This is a genomic window from Synechococcus sp. A15-127 (assembly GCF_014280215.1).
In the GTDB taxonomy this organism is placed as follows: domain Bacteria; phylum Cyanobacteriota; class Cyanobacteriia; order PCC-6307; family Cyanobiaceae; genus Parasynechococcus.
This window is the reverse complement of the sequence record NZ_CP047948.1, coordinates 1,844,017-1,870,828: the sequence shown is the minus strand read 5'-3', so window position 1 is coordinate 1,870,828 and position 26,812 is coordinate 1,844,017. Positions and strand designations below refer to the sequence as shown.

The window sequence follows — 26,812 nt, the reverse complement described above, 5'->3', positions numbered from 1 at the left end:
GTCAGAGCTGATCGAGGGCCTTGCCGATCGCTGCATAGCACTGCTCCAACTGCGCATCCGTGATGCACAGCGGAGGCAGCAGGTACACCACCTGTCCGAGCGGCCGCAGGAAGACGCCCTCCTGCATGGCGATGCGCTTGACGGTTGGCCCGGCGGGATTGAGGTAGCCCGCTGTTCCCTCCACGGCAAGGTCGAAGGCCGCCAGGGTGCCGATCAGGCGGCAGTGGTCCACGCGTGGGTGCCGGCTCATTGCCTGCAGATGCGGGCGATGGCGGGCCTCGAATCCAAGGAAGCGCTGCGGTTCCGCCTCCAGCAGATCGAGGCTGGCATTGGCCACCGCGCAGCCCAGAGGGTTGGCGGTGAAGCTGTGGCCGTGCCAGAGGGTGAGTGAAGGATCACTGCCGATGAAGGCCGAGAAGATCCGTTCGCTGGCCATGGTCACCCCCATCGGCAGGCAGCCGCCGGTGAGTCCCTTGGACAGGGCCATCAGATCGGGTTGCAGCCCGGCCCGCCGGCTGGCGAACCAGTCGCCGCATCGCCCGAAGCCGGTCAGCACCTCATCGGCGATCAGCAGCGCCCGGGCGTCATGGACCAGCCTCTGCACCGCCTTGAGAAACTGAGGACGGACTACAGCCATGCCGCCGGCCCCCTGCAGCAACGGCTCGAGAATCACCGCTGCAGTGGGTGTTTCCAGGGTGCGGCTGAGCACCGCCAGCGCCTCGGCTTCGCGCGCTTCCACCGCATGGTCGTCCCACCAGGTGGCCGGCCAGGGCACACGGGCGACGGGGAAGAGCTTGTCCTCGAACGGTGCACTGAACAGATTGCGCTCTCCCACGGCCATCGCCCCGAAGGTGTCGCCGTGATACGCCCCATCGAAGGCCACGATCTGATGGCGCGCCTCGCCGCGATTGGCCCACCACTGACAGGCGATCTTGAGCGCCACCTCCACGGCCGTGGAGCCGTTGTCGGAGAAGAAGAGCCGTTGCAGGCCGGTGATCGCGCTCAGCCGTTCCGCCAGCCGTTCGGCCGGCGCGTGGGTGAAATCGGCGAAAATGACTTGCTCAAGTGTCCTGGCCTGGTCGTGGACGGCGGCCGCCAGGTCGGGATGGGCATGGCCGTGCAACGTCACCCACCAGCTGCTGATCGCATCGATCAGTGGTTCTCCGGACTCGAGATGCAGCAGGGCTCCATCGGCGCTGGAAACCCGTCGCGGCGGTTCGCTGCGGGCGAGCTGAGTGAAGGGAGGCCAGAGGTTGGGATGCCGTGTGTGTGGACCCGCCGATGTCATGGCCATTTGCTCAGCTTTTGTCATATTGAGACCCAGTGCGCTGGTGGTTGCCGATGGCCACGACGCGGATTCGACGGCAATCCAACCGATTCGTCTCTGCCGCCGGGCCTTGTTCCGGACTGAGAGGGGCGCAATCTCCTCGCAATCAGGTGTTCGCGGAAGGCGACTGGCCGTCCATCCGCGTACTGCTGGAAATGCGCGGCTGGTCTCCGATGCACATCGAGCAGATCCATGAACAGCTGCGTCAGGGATGGCCCCTGTCGACGGCGGTCCGCCACGTCTCGATCCGCATGGGGACCTGTCCGATGCGATCGCGCTCGCTCGGCTGAGGGTTCAGCGGCAGGCTGTTCAGCGGCAGAGGGTCGTGGAGCGCTCACTCTCGGTGGCGAACGGTCCGCAGTTCAGCCAGCGGATGACCTGAACTTCGATATCCGTGAACAGCACGAGCACACCGACGCAGAGGAGAAGCACCACCCCACTCACCAAGGACTGACGACCGTTCATGAGCGAGCGGGATCAAGAAGCTGTCGGAATTTAGTGCTGAGGCCTTGCTGCCGCCACTGGCGGTCCAGAGCGTGTGCATCGAGCGGCTTCAGGGGTGGCAGCTGCGCCAGCACCGGGATTCCACCGAACTGCTCCAGGGTGCCGGGATTGTCGGCATGGGGAGGGCCGTTGAGGATCAGTCCGAGAACGGCAATGCCCCGGTGCCGCAGGGCCTCCAGGCTCAGCAGGGTGTGATTGAGCGTTCCCAGGCCACTGCGGGCGACGAGCACCACCGGCAGCTGCCAGCGCTGCAGCTGATCGATCTGCAGCCAGGAGCGGTTGAGCGGCACCATCAGCCCTCCGGCGGTCTCCACCACCAGGGGGCCGTTGCAGGTCGGCAGGCCGAGACAGGCGGGATCGAGCTCCGCGCCGTCGCATTCGGCCGCCCAGTGGGGAGACAGGGGCCGGCGGAACGCATACGCCTCGCGCAGCCATCGCTCGGGTGGGAGGTTCAGCAGCTGACAGATCCGATCCCGGTCACCTCCTTCGTCCAGTCCGCTCTGCACAGGTTTCCAGTAGGTGGCCTGAAGCCCCTGCACCAGCCAGGCGCTCACCACCGTTTTGCCGACGTCGGTGTCTGTGCCGCAGACCACGATCCGCATGGGGGAAGACGTCATCGGCGCAGCAGCACCAGCAGGATCCGCCAGCTCAGCCTGAACGATCGTCCGTTGGCCTCCGGCCAGGCCCTCAGCAGGCGCCGCCAGGCTGTGGCCGAAAGCTGCGGGGCGGAGGTGGTGCCGGCACCGAGCTCCGCCATCGGTCGCAGCAGTCGCAAGGGATCGGCTGCACTCTGCGTGAACAGCAACTGACGCTGGAGATGGATTGCCGAGTCAGGAATGGCTTCCAGGAGTTGCTCACCGTCCGGTAACGGCAGCGCCGTACAGGGCACCCCTGCTGCCGTCGCTGCGGCATGCCATTGCGGGAAGCTGCCTCGGATCGGAACGCTCAGGGCCAGGACACCCCCTGGAGCCAGAGCGTTCCACCACCGCCGCAGCTGTCGTTCCGGCTCGGGCAGCCAGTGCAGGACAAAACTGGAGGCCAGCAGCGTCGGTGGTCGTGACCAGACTGGCAGCCCTGCACTCAGGTCAAACCGTTCGGTGGCAGCGGTGGCGGGATGCTGGCGCAGCATGGCGGCGCTGCCGTCCACCCGCAGCACGGTCTGGCCCGGTCGGATCGCTTCGAGAGCCTCGGCCAGCTGACCGGTGCCGCTGCCCAGATCCACCCAGAAGCCGCTGACGATGTCGGTGCGTCGGCAATGTTCCGCCAGGCGCAGGGCCATGGCCTGCTGCAATGTCGCCAGAGCGTCGTACCGGCGTGCTGAGGCGTCGAATGTCTCCAGCACCCTGCGGCTCCAGGCAGCGTTCATGGGCCCTGCTCCAGCCAGGCCCGCACCCTCGCCAGCACCGGCAGGTTGATCAGGGCATGTCCCCAGTCCGGCAGCGCCATGATCTCGATCCGGTCTCCCGGCAGAGCAGCGGTCAGCCGCTGCTGACTGATGGCCGGCACGATGGCATCCAGATTCCCCTGCACCACCAGCACTCTGGCGTTGGCAGGGAAGGTGCCCGGCAGCGCTGAACACTCCTGAAGCAGAGTCAGATCCTCCGCCAGCCTGTGGCGACCGGCGGCGGTCACTCCCTCGAGCAGGGATGACGGCGGCAGGGCCGAGAGCGGCAGAGGCTGGGCGGCCCGAGCCAGAAAGCGTTCCAGCATTCCTCTCTCCTCGCTGTTGCCGAGGGCCGATGCCATGCCGGCCAGACCTGCCCGGATGGCTCGTCCAGCACGGTCGCTCGGCACGAAACGTCCGAAACTGCCCAGCAGCACCACGTCGGTCGCCGTCTCCAGGACGGAGCTGTGCAGCAGATGCAGACCGAGCGAATGGGCGATCAGCAGACGGCGCCCGGGCTCCGTCTGCCAGCTCGGGGATCGGGGGGGCAGGTTGCCGTAGCCCCGTTCTCCATCACTCCAGTGCCAGCCCAGAGCCATCAGCTCCTCACGCCAGTGGCGCCAGTTCGAGGCGTCACCGGCCCAACCGTGCATCGTGATGGCCTGGTTCATGGGCTGGGAAGGGCCGCCAGCAGTCGCTCCAGGCTTCCCTGCGGCAGATCCCTGCGCAGCACAAGCCGCAGTCGCGCGGTTCCCTCCGGAACTGTGGGGGGACGGATCGCGATACTCAGTAGTCCCTGTGCCTCCAGCTGCTCCTGATGCTGCAGGGTTGAGGCGTCATCACCGATGAGCAGCGGCAGCACCGGGCCGTCTCCACGGGGGCGGCACCAGCCGGCTTGTTGCAGGGCATCCCGCCAGCGCCGGGAGCGTTGCAGCAGCTCCTGTCCCCAGTTCGGATGCCTCTGCAGCAGATCCAGGGCTGCGCGGGCTCCGGCTACCAGCGGCGGCGCCAGGGCCGTGGTGTAGCGGAAGGCTCCACTGGTCTGCAGCAGGCGTTCGCCCATGGCGGCATCACCGGCCAGAAAGGCACCGCCGCTGCCGAAGGCCTTGCCGAAGGTGCCGCTGATCAGATCCACCGGTTGCCCCATGGCGTGGCAAAGGCCACGCCCGCCGATCCCGAGCACGCCGAGGGCATGGGCTTCATCGATCAGCAGCCGGGCTCCGTGGTGGGAGCAGAGTCGGGCCAGCGCCTCCACATCGGGGCTTGTGCCTTCCATGCTGAACAGGCTCTCGCTGATCACCAGCGGTGCTTCATCGCCGCTGAGGTTGACCAGACGGCGTTCGAGATCTGCCAGGTCGTTGTGAGCGAAGCGCTGCAGTCGAGCTCCGGAGGCCTGAACTCCCACCAGTAGGGAGTGGTGAATCAGCCGATCCGCCAGGACGGTGCTGCGTCGGTTCGCCAGGGCACCGACAGCGGCGATGTTGGCCTGGAAGCCGCTTGGGAACAGCAACACCCGATCGCGGCCGAGCCAGTCGGCCAGGGCCTGCTCAAGGTCGTCATGGCCGGGTCGGCTGCCGGTGACCAGCCGTGAGCCTCCGCTTCCCACCCCTTCCGTCCGCAGGGCGGCGCTGGCCGCTTGGATCAGATCCGGATGACGGCTGAGGCCGAGGTAGTCGTTGCTCGCCAGATCGAGCAGCGGTTCACCCCCCTCGGCCGCGTGGCGCAGCTGCCAGCTTTCCTCCCCGGGACACCAGGTGCGCAGGCGACGACGTCTGGCCGGCTCGGCTTGGGTCATCGGTTCAGTCTGCGCGCTGCTCCACCGGAAGATGGTGGTTTCGAATTCAGTCGGATGTCTCCAGAGCGCTTCACGCTGTTGTTCCCGCTCTGGACCCTGCTCGGCGCGGTGGTCGCCCTGCTCTGGCCTCCGCTGTTCATCTGGTTCCGCGGTCCGCTGATCACGCTTGGGCTCGGAGTGATCATGCTGGGGATGGGCCTCGGACTGGCGCCCCAGGATTTCCTCCGGGTGGGTCACCGGCCACGGCCGGTGTTCATCGGATTGGCCGCTCAGTTTCTCGTGATGCCCAGCCTTGCGGCGACCCTGGCCTGGGGGCTGCAGCTGTCTCCTCCGCTGGCCGTCGGGCTGATCCTGGTGGGGTGCTGTCCCGGAGGGACCGCCAGCAATGTGGTGGCGCTGATCGCCCGTGCTGATGTGGCCCTTTCCGTGGTGATGACCACACTCAGCACGCTGGCGGCTGTGGTGCTGACCCCACGGCTGACGGAACTGCTGGCCAGTCAGTACGTGCCGGTGAATGGATGGACCCTGTTCCTCAAGGTGGTGCAGGTGGTGCTGTTGCCGGTGGCGTTGGGGGTGGTGCTGAAGCAGGGCTTCCCGCGGGTGGCCCGGCGTGTTCAGCCTGTGATGCCACCCCTCGCGGTGGTGATGATCGTGATGATCGTGGCAAGCATCGTGGGCAGCCAACGGGCTGCTCTGATCGAGCAGGGGCCGCGGCTGCTGATGGCCTGCCTGCTGCTGCATGGCGGCGGTTTTCTGCTCGGGCAACTGATCCCACGACTGCTGGGTGAGCCGCTGCCGGTGCGACGCACCATCAGCATCGAAGTGGGGATGCAGAACTCTGGGTTGGCGGTGGTGCTGGCCCGAAGCGGTGGTTTCGCCAGCCCGATCACCGCGTTGCCTGGGGCCATTTCAGCGGTGATTCACTGCTTGATCGGCAGTGGCCTTGCAGCGAGCTGGCGTCGGTCGGAGCCTTCAGACGGCTGAATCAGCCAGCGAGCTTGGCGAAAAGTTCCTTGTGGTAATCAACGACGTTCTGACAACTGATCACCGGTGTGAATTCAACAACCATGCCGAACTGAGCACGCCAGGGTGCGAAGTGGGCAAACAGCTGTTTGTCGCTTTCTGCGCGACAAAGCACCACGACGCGGCCTTCGCCGGGAGCATGCACGCGGAACAGCAGTTCAAAACCTTCGAACTTGTCTTCCTTTGCCATGGCACCACTTTCCCAGAGTTCGATGAACTGGGCATAGGCCGCCTTCTGCATGTCGATGTCATCGAATTGGATGTCAGCCAGATAAAGTTGCATGGGTTTTTGTGATGAACACGACAACAGAATGATGTTCCACTGCTGAATCAATCAGCAAGGATGCATACAACTCCTGAAAGAAAATTTAAGACCTTGCTCGTCAGCGCTATTTGAACTCAGTTGCGGGAGGGTTCGTTGGCGATCAGCTTGTAGAGCCACAGCGCACTGCAGGCCAAGCTCAAGGACAGCAGAACGGTTAGCAGATCAAGAGTTGTCATGATTCTTTACGGCGACAGAGCCTTTCTAACGGTTCGAGCCGCTGAGTGCCAGCTGGGCCGCGGGGTTGTCCTTCCTTAGGATCCGCGCATGACATCCACGGCGCCGCCTACGACTGACCCCGGCGCTGAAGGGCCAGCCCCACTCGATCTGGCGGGCATCTTCCCTTTCCCTCTGGACGGCTTCCAGCTGGAAGCCATCGATGCTCTGAACCAGGGGCATTCCGTTGTCGTCAGCGCTCCCACCGGATCGGGCAAGACCCTGGTCGGTGAATATGCGATCCATCGGGCCCTGGCTCACGGCCAGAAGGTCTTCTACACCACACCTCTGAAGGCGCTCTCCAACCAGAAACTGCGCGATTTCCGCGATCAGTTCGGGGAGCAGAACGTCGGCCTGATGACCGGTGATCTCAGCGTGAACCGCGAGGCATCGATCGTCGTCATGACGACGGAGATCTTCCGGAACATGCTCTACGCCGAGGCCGATGAGCACGACGACCCGCTCGCGGATGTGGAAGCGGTCGTTCTGGATGAATGCCACTACATGAACGATTCCCAGCGCGGCACGGTCTGGGAGGAATCGATCATCCACTGCCCACCCCCTGTGCAACTGGTGGCGCTCTCGGCCACCGTCGCCAATGCCGGTCAGCTCACCGACTGGATCGAGAAGGTTCACGGTCCGACGCAGCTGGTGATCAGTGATCACCGCCCGGTGCCGCTGCAGTTCAGTTTCTGCAGTGCCAAGGGTTTGCATCCTCTCCTGAATGAACAGGGAACCGGTCTGCATCCCAACTGCAAGGTCTGGAGGGCTCCCAAGGGGCAGAAACGCAAGGGTCGTTCCCCCAAGCCGCCCCAGCCGGAACCGCCTCCGATCAGTTTCGTGGTCGCTCAGATGGCGGAGCGGGAGATGCTTCCAGCGATCTATTTCATCTTCAGTCGCCGGGGCTGTGACAAGGCGGTGCGGGATCTGGGGGTGCAGTGTCTGGTGAGCCCCGAGGAGCAGGCCCGTATCCGCGAGCGGTTCACCGCCTATAGCCAGGCCAATCCCGAGGCTGTGCGGGACGGCCTGCATGCGGATGCCCTGCTGCGTGGCATCGCCGCGCACCACGCCGGCGTTCTGCCGGCCTGGAAGGAGTTGATCGAAGAGCTGTTCCAGCAGGGCCTGGTGAAGGTGGTCTTCGCCACCGAGACCCTGGCGGCGGGCATCAACATGCCTGCCCGCAGCACGGTGATCTCCGCTTTGTCCAAGCGCACCGAGCGGGGGCATCGTCCGCTCATGGGCAGTGAGTTCCTGCAGATGGCCGGTCGGGCCGGGCGGCGCGGTCTTGACTCCCGCGGCTACGTAGTGACCGTGCAGAGTCGCTTCGAGGGCGTCCGCGAAGCGGGACACCTGGCCACCAGTCCCGCCGATCCGCTGGTCAGCCAGTTCACCCCCAGCTACGGCATGGTCCTCAACCTGCTCCAGCGCCATGACCTGGACAAGGCGCGGGAACTGGTGGAGCGCAGCTTCGGTCGCTATCTGGCCAGCCTCGATCTGGTGGAGGAGGAGGACATCCTTTCTCAGCTGCGTCTGCAGCTCGGTCAGCTGGAGGGGGTCGCCGGAGACGTGCCCTGGGAGGACTTCGAGAATTACGAAAAGCTGCGGGGCCGGCTGCGGGAGGAGCGGCGCCTGTTGCGCATCCTCCAGCAGCAGGCGGAGGAGACCCTGGCCAATGAGCTCACCCTGGCGCTGCAGTTCGCCAGCACCGGCACCCTGGTGAGCCTCAAGTCACCCCAGCTGCGCGGCCGGGTCACCCCGGCGGTGATCGTCGAGAAGGTGAACGGTCCGGGTCAGTTCCCTCTGCTGCTCTGCCTCACCGACGACAATCTGTGGCTGCTGGTGCCCTGCCAGGCGGTGGTCAGCCTCCACGCCGAGCTGAGTTGCCTTCAGGTGGACAGCGTGACGGTGCCGGAACTGCAGCGTGGTGGTGAACTGCGTCATGGGGATCAGCAGAGCGGAGGACTGGCCCTGGCCGTGGCTCACATGGCCGGCCGTCATGACATGACCACTCCCCAGTACGACCTTGCCGGCGAAGTGCTCACGCAGGCCAGGCTCGTGCAGGCCCTCGAACAGGAGCAGGAGCAGCATCCGGCGCATCGGTGGGGGGACCGCAAGCAGCTCAAGAAGCACCGCCGGCGCATGGAAGAGCTGGAAGAGGAGATCGAGGAACGACAGCGGCTGCTGCATCACCGAGCCAACCGACACTGGGAGACCTTTCTGTCCCTGCTTGAGATCCTGCAGCAGTTCGGCTGCCTTGAGGATCTCGAACCGACCGAGATCGGACGCACCGTCGCGGCTCTGCGCGGCGACAACGAACTTTGGCTTGGACTGGCTCTGATGAGCGGACACCTCGATGATCTCGAGCCGCCTGATCTTGCTGCGGTGTTCGAGGCGATCAGCACCGAGGTGAACCGACCGGATCTCTGGAGTGGCTTCCCGCCACCACCGGCAGCAGAGGAGGCTCTGCATGATCTGAGCGGGCTGCGGCGCGAGCTGCTGCGGGCTCAGGAGCGTCGTTCCGTGGTGGTCCCCGCCTGGTGGGAGCCGGAGCTGATGGGACTGGTGGAGGCCTGGGCGAGGGGGACCGACTGGACCGATCTGATCGCCAACACCTCCCTGGATGAGGGTGATGTGGTGCGCATCATGCGCAGAACCGTCGATCTGCTGGCTCAGGTTCCCTACTGCGAGGCGATCAGCGAGCAGCTGCGCAGCAAGGCCCGTCAGGCCCTGCGGGCGATCAACCGTTTCCCTGTGGCGGAAGCGGATGATCTGCTCCGACAGGCCGGCGAGCTGAACCCGGCGACGGAACGGGCGGCCTGAGATCAGTTCTCCGGCGTTGCCATGGCCACCGGATCCACCAGTCGATCGAAGGTCTCGCCATCCAGATGGCCGGAGGCGAGGGCCGCCTGCCGCAGGCTGAGACCCTCGCGATGGGCCTGCTGGGCGATGGCACTGGCCTTGCTGTACCCGATCGCTGGGGTGAGGGCTGTCACAAGCATCAGGGAGCTCTCCACCAGGGCGGTGATGCGAGCCCTGTCCGGTTCCATGCCCTCCACAAGATTCAGCCGGAAGCAGTGGCAGGCATCCGTCAGCAGGGTGATCGCCTTGAGCAGATTGAAGCCGATCAGGGGCTTGTACACATTCATCTGCAGGTGTCCTCCCGAGGCCGCGGCTGCGACGGCAGCGTCCAGGCCGATCACCTGGGTGCAGACCATCGCCAGTGCCTCGCACTGGGTGGGATTCACCTTCCCCGGCATGATCGAGCTTCCTGGTTCGTTGGCGGGGAGCAGCAGTTCCCCAAGACCGGCCCGCGGCCCGCAGGCCAGCAGGCGGATGTCGTTGGCGATGCGCAGCAGTGCCAACGCAAGCCGTCGCAGCTGGGCCATCGCCTGATGCAGGGCGTCGTGACCGGCCATCACGGCAAGCAGATTCGGCGCCGGAGCGAGCGGCAGATCGACCAGCCCGCCCAGTTCGATCGACACCGCGGCGGCGAATCCCGCCGGAGCGTTCAAGCCGGTGCCCACGGCGGTTCCTCCCAGCGGCAGCTGCTGCAGCTCCGGCAGGCAGTCCGCCAGGCAGCGGCGTGCCTGCCCCAGCTGATCCCGCCAGGCGGAGACCTCATCGGCGAGTCGCAGCGGAACCGCATCCTGGAGATGGGTGCGCCCGATCTTGACGATGTCGCTCCAGGCCTGGACCTTGTCGTCCAGCCCTCCGATCAGCGCATCCAGCTCCGGCAGCAATGCCTGCTGGAGCCGTAGGGCGGCTGCCACATGGATCGCTGCAGGAAAGACGTCGTTGGTCGACTGGGATCGATTGACGTGATCATTCGGATGAACCGGGAGATGGCTGCCCAGCGGCTCGCCGCTCTGGCGGGACACCAGGTTGCTGATCACCTCGTTCATGTTCATGTTCGTCTGGGTTCCACTTCCCGTTTGCCAGACGCTGAGCGGAAACTGTTCGTCGTGCTGGCCGCTGGCGATGGTTTCCGCGGCCTCAGCGATCGCGCTTGCCTTGGCGGGATCGAGAACCTTCATCTCGGCATTGACGAAGGCACAGGCCTGCTTGATTCGGGCCAGGGCATGGATCAGCTCCGCCGGCATCCGTTCATCACTGATGGCGAAATTTCTGAGGGAGCGCTGGGTCTGCGCGCCCCAGAGCGCGCCGGCAGGAACATTGACGGGCCCCAGGCTGTCCCGCTCCTGTCGAACCCGATCATCCATCGCAGAATGCCGCTCAAAGCTCACAATCGTATGCAGACGGGATGAGCTTTCAGACGCTGGCAGAGCGCAGCCATCACTGCTCGGTGGAACTCCCGGGGGGTGAGCTGGACTGTCTGGAGAGGTTTCTGCAGAAACCGAAGCGCACCATGGCGGCTTTGCTCAGCCGTGAGCGCATGACACCACTCGGTCAGGGAAGGTTCCTCTACCAATCCAGACCGTTCCGGGTGCTGCAGTTCGAGATCAGACCGGTGGTGGTGTTCCAGGCGGTCTGGCAGCACAGATGCCTCCGGATCGATTTTGAAGATTGTCAGCTAAGGGGGCTTGGCGCTGTGCAGGAAGCGGTTCGCTTCGAATGCCGAGCTGTGCTGACACCGCGTGATCAACGGCTGGATGCTGAGGCGACAGCAGCTCTGGCCATTGCTGAGAGGCACCCGCTGCAGCGACTGCCGCTTTCCGTGATGGAAGCTCTGGCCAGCAAAGCTCTCGGCCTGGTTGTTGTGCGTCTGGAACGCCGTTGTCAGGGTGGGCTGCGTCGTGCTGTGGAGCGCTGGATCCACGCCGCAGGTGAACAGGCTGGTGGGCCGAGGAATCCCCGGTTACAGTCTCTGCCGTTCATCGGTCCGCGAAGAGATGTCGTCGACCAGAATGAGCAGAACGCTGATTGAATTGAAGAGCGCGTGCAGAGAAGAATCTCTGCCCAGGGGGCGCTCACGCTGCCTGTTGAAAGATGTCTCCTTTGCTTTGCGGGAGGGGCAGAAAGTTGCTGTATTCAGCGACTTCAACAAAAGTGCCAATGCTCTTCTGGAGTGTGCTTCAGAGGTGGCTCCGTTGCAGTCGGGGAAAGTGGAGATCCGGGCCAATGTGAGCTGGCCCCTCCCATCGCGTGGTGCCCTGGAAGGTGTGATGACAGGTCGTCAGAATGCGAAGTTCCTGCAGGCGGTATATGGAACGCCCGGGGAAGAGTATGAGCAGATCGCCAGGATCGAGGAGTTGGCAGCCCTTGAACCCGGTTGTTTTGATCAGCGAATGAAGAGCTGGGGGCCTCTGATGAGGGCGCGGTTCGATGTTGCAGTATCTCTAGTTTTTGACTTTGACGTTTACATCATTTCAAAGAGATTTCCCTGGAGTCAGCCGGCAAGGCCTCAGCTTGAAGCCCTGGTGAGGGAGGCCTTCGAACGTCGGGTTTCTGGTAAAACATTGCTTCTTTTTCACCAGGATGAAGAGTTTCTGGGCCGCTACTGTGATGAGGCGATTGTGATCAGCGATTGTCAGATTGCTTACAAAGGTTCCTTCCCTGACGCGCAGAAATGGTTCCATCTCAATATTACCAAGTCCCTTATCGAAGACGATTCCCAGGATCAGGAGGTTGAAGATTCATCGCCTGAGTTGATCGAAGAGTCTCCCGATGAGGTGCAGCTATGGTGAATCTTCTAACAGCTTTTGGCCGCAGGGTTGCGCGCATCATCAACGGATTGGCACTGCAAGTCCGGATCGTGCTGGCGTTGGCAGACCGTGATTTCTTCATGCGTGCGGAGAAGGGGTCCTTTGGCGTCTGGGGGGTGCTGTTTGAGCCTCTGGCCCTGATGTTGACATTGCTCGCACTCCGAATTCTGGTGCGGATGAAAACTGTGGACCTGATGAATCCACTCATCTGGCTGGCCTGCGGCGTAACAATGCTTTATCTTTTTAAGAAAATTGCAATCAAGGCTCTTACGGGTGTCGCAAAAGGGCAGAAAATGTTCTTTTACCGTAGGATTCGTCCCTTGGATACTTTGCTTGCTTCTGCGTTGCTAGAAGCTCGCCTTCATGCTTCTATTCTCGTCTTAATTTTTATTTCTGAGTCATGTTGGTTTTGGCGCGTTCAATTGGATAATCCGGCGTTGGCTCTGATTGATTTCATTGTCACTGTGATGCTGGCGATCGGTATCGGTGTTAGTGCTCTTGTGATCGGACATAGGATACCGATTGTCAAGACATTGACGAAGTTCGGTTTGAATCGGATTCTGCTGTGGACATCAGGAATCTTTTTCGCCACGTACACACTTCCAGGTCCAGCTAGGCCTTTTGTGACCTGGAATCCACTGCTTCATTCTGTTGAAATTTTAAGACATTCAATCAACAGTGCTTATCCGATTCCAGATATCAGTCTCGATTATCTGCTGACATGTGCTTTCCTCAGTTGCGGTTTTGGTTTAATCTTCTACTTCTCTAACGAGGCCTTGCTGCTGTCTGATGACTGAACAGGACCGTCACCAGGACCGCCTCACCCGCATCGGCAGCGCCCAATCCGGCTTGTCAGCACCCTCTTTGAGCTGGGTCGGCGACAAAACGTCCGAGTTGTCAACGTTGGCCCTGCCACGGTTGAAGTCTGGTCTTGACAGGTCGTGGCGCACGCTTCTCAGCGGCAGTTTCCTGGCGTCTCTCTTCCTCGTTGGCTCGGCCATCTACTGCTTCGGGATCGGCCGCGATCGCTACACCTCTGTCTCTGAGTTTGTGATCAAGCAGCCGATGCCTCCCAGTGCATCCGGTTCCATCCTGCTTGGCGGCTCAGCGATGAGTTCCAGTGTGTTGTCTTCCCTGGAAGATGGCCGGTATCTGCAGACCTACCTCAAATCCAGCGACGTCAAACAGAACGTCTTCCCTGACCCGAACGTTTTCAAAGCCAAGTATGCCCCTGTTGCTCCTGATGGTTGGAGCGGTCTCCCTTCCGATGCTGTTGAGCAGGATCAATTGGCTTTCTTCCAGAGGCAGTTGGAGGTCATTCCTCAGGAAATGTCCGGCGCGATCGTGCTCACCACGAATGCCTACACTCCCCAGGATGCATTTGATCTGAATCAGTCCCTGCTGAATCAGGCGCAGTCGTTCGTCAATGAAGTCAATCAGTCCATCAGTGCTGATCAGAGGTTGTTCGCCGAGAAACAGGTTGCTTTTGCCAAGGACAGACTGAAGAAGGCTTCCGATCAACTGGAAGCCTTTCAGGACAAGTACGGACAGCTCAATCCTGAGGAAGAGCAGCAGGCCACAACATCCTTCATCAATAATCTGGAATCACGCCTGGTGGATCTGAAGGTTGAGGAAGCGAGCCTGCGCCGTCAGTATCGTGATCCCGATGCGCCGGAAGTGGCGTTTGTCGCAGACCAGGTCCGTGAACTGGAACGGCAGATCCAGGAAGAACGTGACAAGGCAGTGGGACCGGGCGGCCGAGATCTCAACAAGCTTGCCAATCAGGCATCGCGACTTCAGAGCGATGTTGAGTTCGCAAGAGACTCACTGAACTCCGCCATGACTGCGGCAGACAACAGTCGGATGGAGAGTCAGCGTCAGCTCAAATTTATTGTGATGCTGAGCAAGCCGCAGGTGGCAGCTGCCCCTGACGATACGTGGCGTTGGAAGGCGTTTCTTTCCTGTATCGGCTCTGTAATTGTGATCTGGGGTGTCGGCGGCTTTATGCTTTCAGCCGTGAACCGCGACTGAGTCGGACTTCTTCAGCTGCTGCTGAATCTCTCTGACCAGTTGTGGATTGTAGGAATGAACAAGATCCCACCATCCATCTGTATTCTGCTGGGTGGGATTTCCCTTCAGCAGACTCACCTTAATGAATGGAAATCCCTGATCGATGATCAGTGACTTCCAGTCGTAATGCAGCACATTACCGTTTGATTGATCGGTGTAGACCGCCTTTAAATTCAGCCCTTCTGTGGCGAGCTTTGCTGTGAGAGCAACCTCGCACTGTTTGATCAGATCGGCCTTTGATTCCCACACTTTCAGTTCATTCCAGAAGGCATGAAAGCTGGGATGGTCCAGTGCCGGTCGCCGGTAGGAGATGAAAGCGGATTGCAGATGTGGCTCATACATCAGATCGTCCGTCAGTCCGACGGCATCGGCATCGGTCTGCGTCAGTTTCTGGAAGAGGTTGCGCAGTGGTCGTACCGGTCCCCAGAAGCTGTCATTGGTGAGAATCACCTCCTCTGAGGTCTCAACGGCATCACGGAAGATGTTGAGCCCAGTCCGCCAGCTCCCGAAGTCGTAACCCACATTGCGGCGAACCACGATGCCGACACAGTGACGCCGCAAGCGCCGGAGCAGAACCGTCTGATCGCACAGGGCCGGAGTGGCTGCGATCAGAATCACATCGCAGAACCGGCTGTACTCCCGGATCAGATCGATCAGATCCGGGCGCATCCCACCCCGGGCATCGAACTGCGCCATGAACAGCAGAGGTCGTCGACCCGGTTGGAAACCACGCCGCCAGAGGCTCAGGGCCTCATCCCCAACGGCTTGACCGGGTGGGTCGGCTTTCGAAACGATCGTGTGGCGGCTGCTGTGCGGTGCCAGATGGGGGCTGGTGAGCGGGTCACCGTGCCGGAACAGGTCAGCATGGCGGCTGCGCAGGCGACCCTGGTCGATCTGGTGCTGGCGGAGTGCGTTGCTCAGCAGCCGGGCGTCGTGATCCACGATTCTTGGAAGAATCGCAGTGCACTCCGGCGTGACCACGGTGATTCGTTGCTGCTTCGCCAGCCGCAGGCACAGGTCAATGTCGAAGTAACGATCCCGGTAGACCGCATCGAATCCGTTCAGCTGATCGAAGGCCTCAGCCTGGATGCAGAGACAGGCTGAGGAGACCCCGGTCACCTGCTCCTGCACTGAGAGCGGCGTCACGCGTTCGAGCACGGCATGCTGACTGATCCCATCACCGGCGGAGCGCAAAGCCCGGCGTTCACCGCGCGTGAGGATGAACCCCTGGTGGTGCACGCTGCCGTCAGGCTGTAGCACCCGTGGCCCGACGCAGGCGGTGGTCTTGAAATCGAGGGGCGCCATCAGAGCTCCCAGCGCGTTCGGTGTCTCGAACTGCAGTGGGGTCTCCAGAAACAGCAGCACCCTTGCTCCGCTGCCCTTTCGGGCGAGGTTGAAGCGCTCCGGTGTGGTGGCGGCTGGAGGACAGCGCACCAGAACGATCGGTTCGTCTGCCTCAGTCAGGTCTGGGATGGTTCCGTCGGTCACGACGCGGATCTCCCCTGGCTGGAGCTGCTGCCGTTGCAGTGACTTCAGACAGTCCTGCAAGGCAGGACCATCGCCTTGGTTCACCAGCACGATCACCGACAGCTCGCGGGCATCGCTTCGCTGACCGACGAGACGATGGCAGCCGGGCCGAGTGGGTTGATCTTCCAGGACCGCCTCCCCGCTGAGGAGATCGCGGGAGCGCTCCCGGGTGATGCGCCCGATGCGGCGCAGTTGCTCTGCGTTGAACAGCTGTCGTTCCATGGGAGAGGCCGCGGCGAGCACCGTCGGGTTTCGCTGTGGATCACGCACGAGCAGTTGGTGCGGGCAGTGGCCTGCCCGGGCCTGCCGGGCCAGCAGTTGCAGGCTCAGGTCCACCAGCAGCTCGTGCAGGCAGCTGACGTTGTCTGGAATCCTGAGGTTCCGCAGCGCTGCGGCTCGCAGGCTGATCAGGCCGGCGATGTCCCCGCGACTGATCAGCCGCCAGGGGGTTGGTGCCGACCGGCACTGGGGATTGCCGATGGCGGTCGGCTCATTGCTGCACCAGTGGATCGCTTCATCGCTGCTGCAGATGTCCAGATCCTCTGTTTCCAGCGTCCGAGCCAGCAGGCACAGTGCCTGCCGGTTCAGTCGGTCACTGGAGTGGCAGATGCTCAGCCAGGTGTCGGCGTGCACCCTGGCGCACAGCTCCCGAAGTCCTGCCAGATCGTGACTGGCAAGGGTTCGCACGTTGGGCCATCCGGCATGACCGGCCAGCCGCTGGGCCTCCTGTTCACTGGCATCCAGCACCAGCAGCCAAGGGGAATGGCGCGGGCAGCGGGCCGCTGGCCGCTCATCCCTGTTGGGATGCTCAGTGTTGTAAAGGTCCAGGCAGTGCGACAGCGGCTCAGATTGCCGGAAGCATTCACGACCCTGCACGGCCAGGTGCTCCAGGGCGCTGATGCCTCCGAACCGACAAATCCGCCGATGGGGTTGGCGCAGTTCCGCGGCGTAGGCGTCGATCGCCACGGCCGGGACATCCGGGAGCAGAGGCACGTCCCCGCGAAGGATGCGGTTCAGCAGCCCACTGCACAGAAGCTCGTTCATGTCCCGGAGATCCGGGTGCAGTGCCAGCAGGGCCGGGCCATCAAACACGTCGGGATCGGGGATCCACTGCTCCGGAGCCAGGAGCAGGTTCAGGGGCAGCAGTTTCGGGTGCAGGAAACGGGCCTCGATGTGCTTATGACGGTCGGCCAGAGCGACCACCAGCTCATCGGCACTCAGCCGAAACCGTCGGTGCCGCCTTAAAACATTGATCAGCGGCGCCTCGTCCCCGGTGAGAAGGCTGTGCTCGAGTGCCTGTTTCAGAGCAGTGGAGCGGATCTCCATACCGGGCCTGCCCGCGTGACCTCAGATTACGGGGGGTACCGCTGCAGCCCTTAGGCTCAGATGTCGAGCTTTTGCCTTGATGCTGCTGGCCTGGCTCACGTCGTCCCTGCAGAAGGGAGGCCCGCTGAGATCCTGGCGATGCCAGGGCCGATTGCGGAAGCTGTGCCGCGACGCGGGTCACACCCCTGAAGTGCTCGGGGCAGGCGTGGATTTTCCACTCGATCAGGCCTGTGCCCGCGAGATGCAGCTCTGCCGCCAGAAGGGGCAGCACAATCTGGTGATCAGCCTCGGCGAGACGGCCGTGGCCATGGGTCTGGACCATCCCAGGATCAGGAACAATCTCACCCGTTCCAGAAAGCTGCTGAGGCGCGAAGCCCGCCTGGCCAAGATTCAGCGACTGCTGCAGGGAAAGCGCTCCTCCCGTGACCGGGCGGAAGCACTCCTGGTGGAGGGTTTGCTCGATGACCCAGGGACGTCGACCTACCGCGTCCTGTTGGAGAAGCGTGTCCGCGACCGCTTCCGGCGTGCCAAGGGAGATCCGTTCAAACTTGAACTGTTGGATGCTCGCGTTGGCCACGAGATCAATCGCCGGCAGCTCGAGTTGCTCGAGCTGCGTCAGAGCTCTTCTGAAGGCTGATCTGCACTCATAGAGGGTTTTTAATTTTCCAAAAGATTCTCTTTATGGGAGTCGTTGACGTAACAGCTGCATTGACACCTGACCAGTCAGGCAGCGCGTTTCAGCAGCGGTGTCGCACTCATCCGCCAGCGGACAGTTGCACGGCGCGGGCGTTCAGAGCGTTCTGCTCTTCCAGCAGCTGCTGCTGTTCACGGCAGAGCAGCAGATAGTGCTCCAGGTCCTGCTCGAGCCGCTGCATCCGATCCAGAGGGTTGTCCCAGCCTGCACTGGTGCGAACCCCGCTGCACCAGTGCCGCAGCAGTTCATCAGGATTGAATGGCATCCCCAGCCGCTCCAGCAGCCTGGTGTCCGCTTCGCTGTGGAACAGCTGGGCCTGCAGCTCGATCTCCCTGTAGGTGATCTCCAGATCCGGGTGGCTGCGCAGCAGATTCAGCAGCACCAGATCGTTTAACGGTGAATGGCGTGGAATCTCGGCCAGCGTTCGCGGTGCCGGCCCGCCCTGCAGCCACTGCACCAGCGGCTCGTCATCGAGTCCTGCGAGTCTCCAGTCCGCGACGAGAGGGCCGCGGTGCTGCAACCGGAGCAGCTGTTCAAAGTTCTTCTGAAGTGCGGCAACGCGAAGCGGCGGCCCCTCGGTTCCACGCCAGTGATCGAGAACCGCCGACGGGGTGCTGTACACGAGCAGCAACCCACGGTCATCCGTTTCGGTCTGCTCTCCAGGGAGCCGGCGCAGGTTGCAGCGGTTGAGCCGATCCCGGACCTCAGGGGCCAGGACGAAGGGGGAGAACCAGCTGTCCAACGGGTTTCAGCGTTGGTGAGAAAGATTAGGTTGGCTTGGCGAATGCCGATTCCATGGACCCAGAACGGCGTTTCCATGTGCTGATCGGTGCCCCGCTGCTTGTGGATCACCTGCCGGAGGGCCCGTGTTGTGTCATTGATGCGGATCAGGACCAGCTCGATCGTCTGGAGCAGGATCTGGTGGTGCGGCCCCACGCCCATGGCTGTGAATTGCACTGCGCCGTGCTGGCCAGGCAGGTGGATGCACCGATCGACTGGTACCGCTTCAACGACAGGCGCTGGGATGGAACCCTGCCGCTCAGTTGCTGTCGCAAAGGCCGCCCCAATCTCCAGCTGCGGGATCGCAGCATCCGCGTGGGGATTGAACTGTCGGCACTGCTCGATGGCCTCTCGATGCGGGTGGATGCGATGCAGTTTCTGACGGTGATCGTCGGTCAGGGAGATCCGTTGGCGGTGGTTGAGGCTGGCGGTGACTGGCTGGAACGGATCGAAGCGCTGCAACTGGCGGCACCTGATGCGGAGGCCAGCTGGGCCCAGCTGCTGGAGGCGCGCTTGCAGCCGCTGGGTTTCAAGCGGTCGCGGGATGGAGCGTTGGTGTGGAAGCGCACCACCGGGGCGATGCAGAGGCTCTGCATTCGACAGCTGAAGCTTCAGCGCAGTGCTTTGGCTGAGGAGAGGGATGAGCTCAAGCGATATCTGCAGGAGGCGCACGACGCGACGGAGGAGCTTGAACGCCGGCATCAGGAGGAGATGCTCCATCTGAAGCTGCAGCTTGAGGGGATGGTGCAGGCATCGGTGGCTCGGATCGACCTGATCAGGGATCTGCTGGAGCCGCGGCTCGAGGAGCCATGACAGCCTCCGACGCCTTTGGCCAGGTCCTGGGATGTCTGGTGTCAGCTCGATGGCGGGAGCTGAGGGTCAACGCCTTAGTCGGTCATCCGCTCTCCGAGGGCATCACGGAGACCCAGCGCGCTGTACTGCAGGCTCTTCAGGGGATGCGGCTGCCTGCGACGCAGGTCATCCCCTGCGTCGCAGTGGAGTGCCGTGATCAGGCTGATCACATCCGGCTGGGCCTGCTGATGGCAGCCGAGCAACTTCACGTGGCCTGTCGGTTGCTGCTGGTGGGGCGGGAGATGGAGGCGCGCCGGCGCCTGGAGGACTGGTTGCAGACCCTGCTGCGCCTCGGCCGAAGGGCTGGACTGAAGCTCTCCGTGCAGGAGTGCGATCACCTCAGGGGGCAGCTGGTGCGACTGCCGGCGCTGCTCGACAGTCAGCTGGCGCTGCAGCGGGCCGTGGACTTCGGTGGCTTGTCCAGCCGCATCGTGCTGGTGCTGGGCATGCACCGCAGCGGGACCTCTGCCCTCACCGGCATGCTGGCCAGCTCAGGTCTGGATGTTCCGGGTGATCTGATGGATCGTCCGGATGATGTGATCAACCGCAAGGGCTACTGGGAGTCGGAGGGGCTGATGCAGCTGAATGATCAGTTGTTCTCCTCCCTCGGGCGGCACTGGTCCTCTGCGGATCAGCTTCCATCGGGTTGGGCTGATTGCGAAGCGGCTGCGGTGTGGAGGCGCAGCCTGATCAGTCAGTGGCAGCAGAGTTGCCGAGGGCTCTCGCATCCAGTGATCAAGGATCCCAGGCTGTGCGTGCTGGCCGAGGGCCTGCGACCGCTGCTTCAGTCGGATGCTGTGCGCTTCACGGTGTTTCTGCCGATCCGACACCCGCTGGAAGCGGCGCGCTCTCTTCAGGCTGCCCAGGGCACCGATCTGCTGCGGGGCCTGCAGCTCTGGATCGCCCATGTGCTGGAAGCGGAGCGCTGGAGCCGGGACCTGCCGCGCCAGATCATCGCCTTCGAGGATCTGCTCCAGCAGCCGGATGCGGTGCTGGTGCAGTGCCGCCATCGCCTTGGCCAGGAGACGGTGCAGGAGCAGGACCAGGCCTCATCCTTCATCGATCCGGCCCTGCGACGGCAGACCGCCCGCCACCGAGAGGAAGCGTTGGATGCCGAGGAACGCGTCTGGCTGGAGTCAGCGCTGCGGATTCAACGCCGGCTGTTGCAGCCGGACGCGGATGATCCGCTGCTGCAACGGGATCTGGATGGGCTCAGGCCAGCGGGTGGACGCCCTGGGTGAAGCTGTTGCTGCTGGTGAAGCGTTGATCATTGCCGCGGGGGGCGTAGGGCAGGAAACGGTCCACCTGCTGATCAAATGGAAGCCCGAGGGTCTCGAACATCTCTCTGAACCGGCTCACCAGCGCCTCCGGACCGAAATGCTTTTGGATGAAACGCCTGCCGTCCTCGGCAAGGGCCCGACGCTCCTGTTCCGGACGTTGCCGAAGCGCCAGCACCTGAGCAGCCAGAGCATCGGCCGTGTCCGCCACCAGCAGCGCCGAGCAGGACCGGGTGGCATCAGTGATGCCTTCAGCTCCGATCGTGGTGGTCACCATCGGCAGACCATGGGCCAGGGCGCTGAGCACCTTCCCCTTCACGCCGGCCCCTTCCTGCAGCGGGGCGATGCCGATGTCCACGCTCTGCATCAGGGCTGAGAGATCCTCGACGTAGCCCAGTACATCGATGCCATCTCCGGCCATCAGGAAGTCGGGTGGATTGCGGCCCACGATCAGCAGCTGCATATCGGGGGCCACCGCCCGCACGCGGGGCCAGATCGCTTCAGTCAGCCACTGAGCGGCGGTGACGTTCGGGCTGTGGGCGAAATTGCCCACGAACAGAACCCTGCGGCCCGATGTCCCGAGAGGGGATTTGGCCGGTGCTGTGACCACCGGTGGCAGCACCACGGCCGCATGCGGATGCAGCCCCTGTGCGATCCGATTCTCCTCTTCGCTGATGTGCAGGACGAGGTCGGCGCGGCGGAAGATCTCCGCTTCCTGATCGCGCAGGCGGTCTGCCCGCTGCAGCAGCCGACGGCGCTCCTTTCTGTCGGTGATGTTCCCTGCCGTTCGCTGGGTGCGCAGGTGGTGGAGGTCGTGGGTGAAGTAGACGACGGGAGTCTTCGGTGCCAGGCGGCGGAGGCTGTTCAGATGCGGAAAATTGCCCGGCCTTGCCAGCAGGATCAGGTCGAAGCGTTCCGCTCGGCTCTCGAAGATGTCGTCCACCGAGGTGATCTGGGGCTGGCAGAGAACCTGAATGCCACGGGCTCCCATCAGGGCGGCCTTGTCCTGCTGATGCGCCAGGTTGTCGGTGGGGACGTAGGTGATCGTGTAGCCCAGTTCCCGCAAAGCCAGGCAGTAATTGAGCATGAACAGGGATCCGGCATCGCCTTCAGGATCCAGAAGCTGGTTCTCGATCACCAGAATTCGTCCCAGCGCTCCCCGGTGTTTCGCCCGTTCGAGGCACTCACCCGCGGGCTGATGCTGCTGAAGCCGAGACTGCCACTTCTCCAGGAAGCTCACCTGGTTGGTGACCTGATAGGCCTTCACGCCACTGGTGAGATCGGTGCCGCAGGAGATGCCTTCATGGTGGATCGCCTGGGAGGAAGGTTGGTAGATCACCTTCAGGCCGCGATCCCGCAGCGTCAGCGCCAGGTCCGTGTCTTCGTAGTAGGCCGGGATGAAGCGTTGATCAAAGCCCCCGGCCGCATCCCAGTGGCGACGGGGCACCATGATCGATGCCCCGGAGACGTAGTCGACGCTGCGGGCGTAGTTGTAATCAGGATGTGCCGGATTCTTGAGACGTCCGAAGTTCCAGGCGGAACCGTCCTGCCAGACGATGCCCCCGGCCTCCTGGAGGCGTCCGTCGGGATAGATCAGTTTTGATCCCACCAGCCCCACATCGATGTCCTGCTCGATGGTGTCCACCAGGCCCGTCAACCAGCCTGGGAGCACTTCGATGTCGTTGTTGAGCAGAACGATGAGGCTGTCGTTCCGACTGCGGCTGACGGCTTGGTTGCAGCTTTCCAGGAAGCCAAGATTGCAGCTGTTGACCCGGAAATCCAGGCAGCCCTGATCCGCCAGCCATTGGAGAACGGCCTGGCCTTGCTGCTGGGGATGGGCGTCGTCCACCACCATCAGCCGCACATCCAGCCGCCCCTTGATGACACGGCGATGAATGAGCAGATCCCTCAGGACCGAGGCGATGCAGCGCAGGGTGTAGAGCGGCTGGCCATAGGTGGGAATGATGATGTCGACGGGTTGGCCGCCGCTGCCGATCACCCCCAGAGAGCGGGCTGAGGCGTGTAGCTGCCGGCAGCTGTGTCGCAGCGCGGACAGGTCCATCTCAAGCCCCGCGCCACGGCGGCAGCGCAGTTCGAACTCGGCATCCGGATGCCGCAGGTGGTGGAGGTAGATCCCGTGCAGGTTGGCGGTGAGCTTCTCTGTGCTGAGTTGGCTGGCCAGTCGCAGCTGTCCGCAGCTGCGTGCTCCCTTGACCCTGGAACTGCGGGCGAACAGCCAATGACTCAGATCCAGAAGCGTCAGGGCCGCGCTGCGATCGCGTCGCACGGCCGCGACGGGAGAGGGCGTCTCCTGGCCTGGCTCCGATGCCAGCAGAGAGACCTGCAGCGTTTCGGGATCTCCCGGCAGGGTGATCCAGCGCTCTCCGACGGCAGGGAACAGGATCGCTCCGTCCAGCCCGGCGTCCGCGCCTCCTTGAATGCAAAGGGGCTGATAGGCCGCCAGGGTGCTTTGCGCCTGCAGCTGGATCTGGAAATAGCGGTCGGCCATCAGGGTTTCAGGGTGCCCAGACGGCTGCCGTCGTAGCGGGCGCGATCGCGAACGCTGGAGCACCAGGGCTGATGCTCGAGGTACCAGGTCACGGTGGCCTGGAGCCCCTGCTCGAGGTTGTGACGCGGCTGCCAGCCCAGTTCGCTGCTGATGCGCCCGGGGTCGATGGCATAGCGACGGTCATGGCCGGGCCGGTCCGTGACTCGGCGGATCAGGGCGCTGTGGGGAGCGGCCGAGGGTGTGTGCTGATCCAGCTGATGGCAGATCGCTTCGACGATCTTGCGGTTGGTGCGTTCCCCGTGGCCGCCGACGCAATAACTGCGTCCGACAGCGCCGCGGCAGGCGGCCAGAAGCAGAGCATCAACATGGTCCTCCACGTACAGCCAGTCCCTCACATTGAGGCCGTCGCCGTAGAGCGGGATGCTCTCAGCGTTGGCCGCCTTGAGAATCACAACGGGGATCAGCTTTTCGGGGAACTGCCAGGGTCCGTAGTTGTTGCTGCAGTTGGTCAGCACCACCGGCAGCCCGAAGGTGTGATGCCAGGCCTGAACAAGGTGATCGCTGGCGGCCTTGCTGGCGGAATAGGGACTGCGCGGGTCGTAAGGGGTGGTTTCCGAGAAGCGGCCTTCGGCGCCGAGGCTGCCGAACACCTCGTCGGTGCTGATGTGGTGCAGCCGGAAGCGCTCCTTGCGGTCTCCGCTCAAGCCCTCGTAATGCGTGCGGACGGCCTGAAGCAGGTTGTAGGTGCCCGTGACGTTGCTTTCCAGGAACACCCCGGGACCGGAGATGGAGCGATCCACGTGGCTTTCCGCCGCCAGGTGCAGCACCAGATCGGGGTCCGCCTGCTGGACGGCCTGCTGCACGGCGTCGGCATCGGCCAGCTCAACGTGCAGCAGTTGATGGCGGCTGGTCGCCGCTGCTCCCTGCTCGCTCAGCACGGCCTCGATTCCGGTGAGATCGCTGGCGTAGCCCATCTTGTCGAGGTTGAACACCAGGGCGTCGCTCTCCAGCAGCAGCCGACGCACCACGGCCCCGCCGATGAAGCCGCCGCCACCGGTCACCAGAACCCGGCGGCGCCCCTCCAGCAGCTCAGCGGCAGTCGGCATCGAGACGGACATGAGGGTCAGCAGGGAGGGATGGCGCTCAGGACGGCGCGAAGGGCCTGACGCCAGTGTTGGCCATCCAGCTCGAGCTGCTCGCGGGAGCTGCAGCAGTCGAGCAGGGAGTAGGCGGGGCGTTGGGCCGGCGTCGGGTAGTCCTCGGTTCGGATCGGCCTGACGCTGGCCGGCCGCTCGATCATCCCCAGCTCTGCAGCCAGTTCCCCGACGGCGACAGAGACGTCGTACCAGCTGGCCGCACCGGAATCGCACCAGTGCAGCACAGGGGGCTGTTCCGCCCTGCTGCTGATCACCCGCCAGCAGGCAGCGGCCAGATTCAGGGTGCTGCTGGGACAGCCCACCTGATCGGCGACCACCCCCAGCTGATCGCGCTCGCGGTGCAGCCGCAGCATGGTGAGGGCGAAATTGCGGCCCACCGGACCCATCACCCAGCTGGTGCGCAGCACCGTGGCCTGTCCGTTGTCAGCGAGCACGGCTTCGATCGCTTCCTCGCCGCGGGCCTTGCTGGCGCCGTAGACCCCCAGCGGGTCACGAGGCTGCTCCACCCGGTAGGGGCTGCCCTGGCGGCCGTTGAACACGAAGTCGGTGCTCAGCTGCAGCAACCGCCCCCCCTGCTGCTGGATCGCTTCGGCAAAGGCGCGGGGAGCTCCTCCATTCACGGCATGCGCCAGGTCCGGCTCCTCCTCGGCCCTGTCCACGGCGGTGTAAGCGCCGGCATTCAGCACCCAGTCGGGACGATGGCGTTCCACCGCCGCCCTGCAGGCTTCCACCTTGCTCAGATCCAGCTCGTCCCGGCTGGTGGCGATCAGCTCCAGGTCCGGTGGGCAGCTGCTGCGCAGAGCCTGACCCAGCTGGCCGGCGGCACCGGTGAGCAGCACTTTCATCGGAACAGGGCTCCGTTCTCCAGGTTCTGCCGGATGCCGGCGGCTCCGGCATCCTTCTCCGACAGGCTCACGCTGACGCCCTCGAGGCGTTCGAGCGGCCAGGCGATGGCCAGATCAGGGTCGTCCCAGCGGATCGCCCGTTCACAGTCGCGGTTCCAGAAGCCGCGGGCCTTGTACTGAACTTCGGCCTGCTCGCTCAGGGTGAGGAAGCCATGGGCGAAGCCCTCCGGTACCCAGAGCTGACAGTGGTTCTCCCCGCTCAGCTCAGCCCCCACCCACTGGCCAAACGTCGGCGATCCCCGGCGGATGTCCACGGCGACATCAAAGATTGCACCGGCACTCGCCCGCACCAGCTTGGCCTGGGGCTCCGGCGGCAGTTGGTAGTGCAGACCCCTCAGCACGCCGCGCTGGGAGCGGGAGTGGTTGTCCTGGGAGAAGACGACGGCGTCACCGACGGCCTCATCGAAGCGGAGCTGGTTCCAGCTCTCAAAGAACCAGCCACGCTCGTCTCCGAACACTCTGGGGGTGATCAGCAGCGGACCGTCCAGCCGCTGACCCTGCCGGCTGGAGAGCTGTTCAACCTGCATGGGCGGGCATCTCAAGGCTGGTCTGCAGCGCCGCATGGTCGCTGACGCTCTCGGAGAGCAGCTGCAGCAGATAGGTGCCGTAGCCGCTTTTCTTCAGAGGTTGAGCCAGCGTCTCCAGCTGATTGTCTCCGATCCAGCCCTGCCGCCAGGCCACCTCCTCGGGACACCCCACCTTCAGGCCCTGCCGGTGTTCGAGGGTGCGGATGTAGCCGCCGGCGTCATTGAGGGAATCGCAGGTGCCGGTGTCCAGCCAGGCCATGCCGCGCCCCATCAGCTCCACCCGCAGCAGGCCCTCATCGAGATACATCCGGTTGAGATCGGTGATCTCCAGTTCTCCACGGGCGGAGGGCTTCACCTGCCGTGCCCGCTCGACCACTGAGGCGTCATAGAAATACAGGCCGGTGACCGCATACCGACTCTTGGGCTGTTTGGGTTTCTCTTCCAGGCTGAGGACCTTGCCGCTGGCATCGAACTCAGCCACCCCGTACCGCTCAGGGTCACTCACCGGATAGGCGAACACCGTCGCCCCCTCCGGGGCTTGATTGCTTCCAATCAGCTGCGGCACCAGGTCGTGGCCGTGGAAGAGGTTGTCGCCGAGCACCAGGGAGGCCGGACGGCCGTCCAGGAAGTCAGCACCGATCAGAAACGCCTGGGCCAGGCCGTCGGGGCTGGGCTGGATCGCGTAGTGGATCTCCATTCCCCAGCGGCTGCCGTCCCCGAGTAGCCGCTCGAAGGACGGCTGGTCGTGGGGGGTGGTGATGATCAACACCTCGCGGATGCCCGCCAGCATCAGCGTGCTGAGCGGGTAGTAGATCATCGGTTTGTCGTAGACGGGCAGCAGCTGCTTGCTCACCGCCTGGGTGATCGGATGCAGGCGGGTGCCGCTGCCGCCCGCGAGGATGATTCCCCTGCGATGGCTGGGATTGATCGCCATCCGGCCCGCGACAGGTCGAG

25 protein-coding genes are annotated in these 26,812 nt (G+C 63.6%); 10 read left to right on the top strand and 15 right to left on the bottom strand.

Going from position 1 to position 26,812, the window contains the following annotated elements; all coding sequences use genetic code 11:
- Position 1 precedes the first annotated feature (1 nt).
- Positions 2-1,312: an adenosylmethionine--8-amino-7-oxononanoate transaminase gene (bioA, locus tag SynA15127_RS09910; RefSeq protein WP_186483948.1), complete on the bottom strand. Its 1,311-nt coding sequence runs from the start codon at positions 1,310-1,312 to the stop codon at positions 2-4.
- Between the two features lie 29 nt (positions 1,313-1,341).
- Between bioA and SynA15127_RS09905 the strand changes: the two genes are divergently transcribed.
- Positions 1,342-1,617 (top strand): hypothetical protein, encoded by a 276-nt coding sequence (locus tag SynA15127_RS09905; protein WP_186483946.1) that lies wholly within the window; start codon positions 1,342-1,344, stop codon positions 1,615-1,617.
- Positions 1,618-1,636: 19 nt separating this feature from the next.
- On the opposite strand, the gene SynA15127_RS09900 is transcribed toward SynA15127_RS09905, so the two are convergent.
- From SynA15127_RS09900 to SynA15127_RS09880, 5 genes are read right to left on the bottom strand one after another with little or no spacing between them, the layout of a single operon-like run.
- A complete protein-coding gene (locus SynA15127_RS09900) occupies positions 1,637-1,792 on the bottom strand; it encodes a hypothetical protein (protein ID WP_186483944.1) in 156 nt (51 codons plus the stop codon).
- Positions 1,789-2,448, bottom strand: coding sequence for a dethiobiotin synthase (gene bioD / locus SynA15127_RS09895; protein WP_186483943.1), 660 nt, complete (start codon positions 2,446-2,448; stop codon positions 1,789-1,791). The genes SynA15127_RS09900 and bioD overlap by 4 nt, the downstream gene beginning before the upstream one ends.
- On the bottom strand, positions 2,445-3,197 hold the full coding sequence (locus SynA15127_RS09890) for a methyltransferase domain-containing protein (RefSeq protein WP_186483941.1): 753 nt from the start codon (positions 3,195-3,197) through the stop codon (positions 2,445-2,447). Before SynA15127_RS09890 ends, bioD begins: the two co-directional genes overlap by 4 nt.
- Positions 3,194-3,886, bottom strand: coding sequence for an alpha/beta hydrolase (locus SynA15127_RS09885; RefSeq protein WP_186483939.1), 693 nt, complete (start codon positions 3,884-3,886; stop codon positions 3,194-3,196). The genes SynA15127_RS09890 and SynA15127_RS09885 overlap by 4 nt, the downstream gene beginning before the upstream one ends.
- Positions 3,883-5,010, bottom strand: coding sequence for an 8-amino-7-oxononanoate synthase (locus tag SynA15127_RS09880; protein WP_186483937.1), 1,128 nt, complete (start codon positions 5,008-5,010; stop codon positions 3,883-3,885). Before SynA15127_RS09880 ends, SynA15127_RS09885 begins: the two co-directional genes overlap by 4 nt.
- Positions 5,011-5,064: 54 nt before the next feature.
- On the opposite strand from SynA15127_RS09880, the gene SynA15127_RS09875 reads away from it, so the two are divergent.
- Complete coding sequence (locus SynA15127_RS09875) at positions 5,065-5,994, top strand: bile acid:sodium symporter family protein (protein ID WP_186483936.1); 930 nt, start codon at positions 5,065-5,067, stop codon at positions 5,992-5,994.
- Between the two features lies 1 nt (position 5,995).
- Here SynA15127_RS09875 and SynA15127_RS09870 read toward each other — a convergent pair whose 3' ends face one another.
- On the bottom strand, positions 5,996-6,316 hold the full coding sequence (locus SynA15127_RS09870; protein ID WP_186483934.1) for a DUF3303 domain-containing protein: 321 nt from the start codon (positions 6,314-6,316) through the stop codon (positions 5,996-5,998).
- A gap of 306 nt (positions 6,317-6,622) precedes the next feature.
- Here SynA15127_RS09870 and SynA15127_RS09865 point away from each other — a divergent pair, with 306 nt between their 5' ends.
- Positions 6,623-9,391, top strand: a complete 2,769-nt coding sequence (locus SynA15127_RS09865; protein WP_186483933.1) for an RNA helicase — start codon at positions 6,623-6,625, stop codon at positions 9,389-9,391.
- A 2-nt stretch (positions 9,392-9,393) separates the two neighbouring features.
- Here the strand turns inward: SynA15127_RS09865 and SynA15127_RS09860 are convergent, their stop codons facing one another.
- Entirely contained in the window at positions 9,394-10,791 is a 1,398-nt protein-coding gene (locus SynA15127_RS09860; RefSeq protein ID WP_186483931.1) for a class II fumarate hydratase, read from the bottom strand.
- Between the two features lie 41 nt (positions 10,792-10,832).
- Here SynA15127_RS09860 and SynA15127_RS09855 point away from each other — a divergent pair, with 41 nt between their 5' ends.
- Genes SynA15127_RS09855 through SynA15127_RS09840 form a run of 4 tightly spaced genes read left to right on the top strand, consistent with a single transcriptional unit; the run spans position 10,833 to position 14,265 of the window.
- Positions 10,833-11,456 carry a DUF1997 domain-containing protein gene (locus SynA15127_RS09855; RefSeq protein WP_186483930.1) on the top strand — a complete coding sequence of 208 codons (624 nt, stop codon included), beginning with the start codon at positions 10,833-10,835 and terminating at the stop codon, positions 11,454-11,456.
- The gene (locus SynA15127_RS09850; RefSeq protein ID WP_186483928.1) at positions 11,437-12,216 is read left to right on the top strand and encodes an ABC transporter ATP-binding protein; all 780 of its coding nucleotides are present in this window, start codon (positions 11,437-11,439) and stop codon (positions 12,214-12,216) included. The genes SynA15127_RS09855 and SynA15127_RS09850 overlap by 20 nt, the downstream gene beginning before the upstream one ends.
- Entirely contained in the window at positions 12,210-13,031 is an 822-nt protein-coding gene (locus tag SynA15127_RS09845) for an ABC transporter permease (protein ID WP_186483926.1), read from the top strand. Before SynA15127_RS09850 ends, SynA15127_RS09845 begins: the two co-directional genes overlap by 7 nt.
- The gene (locus SynA15127_RS09840) at positions 13,024-14,265 is read left to right on the top strand and encodes a sugar ABC transporter (RefSeq protein WP_186483925.1); all 1,242 of its coding nucleotides are present in this window, start codon (positions 13,024-13,026) and stop codon (positions 14,263-14,265) included. The genes SynA15127_RS09845 and SynA15127_RS09840 overlap by 8 nt, the downstream gene beginning before the upstream one ends.
- On the opposite strand, the gene SynA15127_RS09835 is transcribed toward SynA15127_RS09840, so the two are convergent.
- Complete coding sequence (locus SynA15127_RS09835; protein WP_186483923.1) at positions 14,245-17,157, bottom strand: rhamnan synthesis F family protein; 2,913 nt, start codon at positions 17,155-17,157, stop codon at positions 14,245-14,247. The genes SynA15127_RS09840 and SynA15127_RS09835 overlap by 21 nt on opposite strands.
- Positions 17,158-17,236: 79 nt before the next feature.
- Between SynA15127_RS09835 and SynA15127_RS09830 the strand changes: the two genes are divergently transcribed.
- Entirely contained in the window at positions 17,237-17,794 is a 558-nt protein-coding gene (locus tag SynA15127_RS09830; protein ID WP_186483921.1) for a hypothetical protein, read from the top strand.
- A 118-nt stretch (positions 17,795-17,912) separates the two neighbouring features.
- Here the strand turns inward: SynA15127_RS09830 and SynA15127_RS09825 are convergent, their stop codons facing one another.
- Positions 17,913-18,593 carry a hypothetical protein gene (locus SynA15127_RS09825; protein ID WP_186483920.1) on the bottom strand — a complete coding sequence of 227 codons (681 nt, stop codon included), beginning with the start codon at positions 18,591-18,593 and terminating at the stop codon, positions 17,913-17,915.
- A 53-nt stretch (positions 18,594-18,646) separates the two neighbouring features.
- Here SynA15127_RS09825 and SynA15127_RS09820 point away from each other — a divergent pair, with 53 nt between their 5' ends.
- Together SynA15127_RS09820 and SynA15127_RS09815 are read left to right on the top strand one after the other, a co-directional pair.
- A complete protein-coding gene (locus tag SynA15127_RS09820) occupies positions 18,647-19,444 on the top strand; it encodes a hypothetical protein (RefSeq protein WP_186483919.1) in 798 nt (265 codons plus the stop codon).
- A complete protein-coding gene (locus SynA15127_RS09815; RefSeq protein WP_186483918.1) occupies positions 19,441-20,724 on the top strand; it encodes a sulfotransferase family protein in 1,284 nt (427 codons plus the stop codon). The genes SynA15127_RS09820 and SynA15127_RS09815 overlap by 4 nt, the downstream gene beginning before the upstream one ends.
- On the opposite strand, the gene SynA15127_RS09810 is transcribed toward SynA15127_RS09815, so the two are convergent.
- From SynA15127_RS09810 to rfbA, 5 genes are read right to left on the bottom strand one after another with little or no spacing between them, the layout of a single operon-like run.
- Positions 20,696-23,269, bottom strand: coding sequence for a glycosyltransferase (locus SynA15127_RS09810; protein ID WP_186483917.1), 2,574 nt, complete (start codon positions 23,267-23,269; stop codon positions 20,696-20,698). The two genes, SynA15127_RS09815 and SynA15127_RS09810, sit on opposite strands and share 29 nt — an antisense overlap.
- Positions 23,269-24,387 carry a dTDP-glucose 4,6-dehydratase gene (gene rfbB, locus SynA15127_RS09805; RefSeq protein WP_186483916.1) on the bottom strand — a complete coding sequence of 373 codons (1,119 nt, stop codon included), beginning with the start codon at positions 24,385-24,387 and terminating at the stop codon, positions 23,269-23,271. The genes SynA15127_RS09810 and rfbB overlap by 1 nt, the downstream gene beginning before the upstream one ends.
- A 5-nt stretch (positions 24,388-24,392) precedes the next feature.
- The gene (gene rfbD / locus SynA15127_RS09800; protein WP_186483915.1) at positions 24,393-25,271 is read right to left on the bottom strand and encodes a dTDP-4-dehydrorhamnose reductase; all 879 of its coding nucleotides are present in this window, start codon (positions 25,269-25,271) and stop codon (positions 24,393-24,395) included.
- A complete protein-coding gene (rfbC, locus tag SynA15127_RS09795) occupies positions 25,268-25,858 on the bottom strand; it encodes a dTDP-4-dehydrorhamnose 3,5-epimerase (protein WP_186483914.1) in 591 nt (196 codons plus the stop codon). Before rfbC ends, rfbD begins: the two co-directional genes overlap by 4 nt.
- A complete protein-coding gene (gene rfbA, locus SynA15127_RS09790; protein WP_186483912.1) occupies positions 25,848-26,792 on the bottom strand; it encodes a glucose-1-phosphate thymidylyltransferase RfbA in 945 nt (314 codons plus the stop codon). Before rfbA ends, rfbC begins: the two co-directional genes overlap by 11 nt.
- Positions 26,793-26,812 lie beyond the last annotated feature (20 nt).

Coding starts and splice junctions, on each gene's coding strand:
- bioA (WP_186483948.1), bottom strand. CDS start 1,312: ATGACAAAAGCTGAGCAAATGGCCATGACATCGGCGGGTCCACACACA.
- SynA15127_RS09905 (WP_186483946.1), top strand. CDS start 1,342: ATGGCCACGACGCGGATTCGACGGCAATCCAACCGATTCGTCTCTGCC.
- SynA15127_RS09900 (WP_186483944.1), bottom strand. CDS start 1,792: ATGAACGGTCGTCAGTCCTTGGTGAGTGGGGTGGTGCTTCTCCTCTGC.
- bioD (WP_186483943.1), bottom strand. CDS start 2,448: ATGACGTCTTCCCCCATGCGGATCGTGGTCTGCGGCACAGACACCGAC.
- SynA15127_RS09890 (WP_186483941.1), bottom strand. CDS start 3,197: ATGAACGCTGCCTGGAGCCGCAGGGTGCTGGAGACATTCGACGCCTCA.
- SynA15127_RS09885 (WP_186483939.1), bottom strand. CDS start 3,886: ATGAACCAGGCCATCACGATGCACGGTTGGGCCGGTGACGCCTCGAAC.
- SynA15127_RS09880 (WP_186483937.1), bottom strand. CDS start 5,010: ATGACCCAAGCCGAGCCGGCCAGACGTCGTCGCCTGCGCACCTGGTGT.
- SynA15127_RS09875 (WP_186483936.1), top strand. CDS start 5,065: ATGTCTCCAGAGCGCTTCACGCTGTTGTTCCCGCTCTGGACCCTGCTC.
- SynA15127_RS09870 (WP_186483934.1), bottom strand. CDS start 6,316: ATGCAACTTTATCTGGCTGACATCCAATTCGATGACATCGACATGCAG.
- SynA15127_RS09865 (WP_186483933.1), top strand. CDS start 6,623: ATGACATCCACGGCGCCGCCTACGACTGACCCCGGCGCTGAAGGGCCA.
- SynA15127_RS09860 (WP_186483931.1), bottom strand. CDS start 10,791: ATGGATGATCGGGTTCGACAGGAGCGGGACAGCCTGGGGCCCGTCAAT.
- SynA15127_RS09855 (WP_186483930.1), top strand. CDS start 10,833: ATGAGCTTTCAGACGCTGGCAGAGCGCAGCCATCACTGCTCGGTGGAA.
- SynA15127_RS09850 (WP_186483928.1), top strand. CDS start 11,437: ATGAGCAGAACGCTGATTGAATTGAAGAGCGCGTGCAGAGAAGAATCT.
- SynA15127_RS09845 (WP_186483926.1), top strand. CDS start 12,210: ATGGTGAATCTTCTAACAGCTTTTGGCCGCAGGGTTGCGCGCATCATC.
- SynA15127_RS09840 (WP_186483925.1), top strand. CDS start 13,024: ATGACTGAACAGGACCGTCACCAGGACCGCCTCACCCGCATCGGCAGC.
- SynA15127_RS09835 (WP_186483923.1), bottom strand. CDS start 17,157: ATGGAGATCCGCTCCACTGCTCTGAAACAGGCACTCGAGCACAGCCTT.
- SynA15127_RS09830 (WP_186483921.1), top strand. CDS start 17,237: ATGCTGCTGGCCTGGCTCACGTCGTCCCTGCAGAAGGGAGGCCCGCTG.
- SynA15127_RS09820 (WP_186483919.1), top strand. CDS start 18,647: ATGGACCCAGAACGGCGTTTCCATGTGCTGATCGGTGCCCCGCTGCTT.
- SynA15127_RS09815 (WP_186483918.1), top strand. CDS start 19,441: ATGACAGCCTCCGACGCCTTTGGCCAGGTCCTGGGATGTCTGGTGTCA.
- SynA15127_RS09810 (WP_186483917.1), bottom strand. CDS start 23,269: ATGGCCGACCGCTATTTCCAGATCCAGCTGCAGGCGCAAAGCACCCTG.
- rfbB (WP_186483916.1), bottom strand. CDS start 24,387: ATGTCCGTCTCGATGCCGACTGCCGCTGAGCTGCTGGAGGGGCGCCGC.
- rfbD (WP_186483915.1), bottom strand. CDS start 25,271: ATGAAAGTGCTGCTCACCGGTGCCGCCGGCCAGCTGGGTCAGGCTCTG.
- rfbC (WP_186483914.1), bottom strand. CDS start 25,858: ATGCAGGTTGAACAGCTCTCCAGCCGGCAGGGTCAGCGGCTGGACGGT.
- rfbA (WP_186483912.1), bottom strand. CDS start 26,792: ATGGCGATCAATCCCAGCCATCGCAGGGGAATCATCCTCGCGGGCGGC.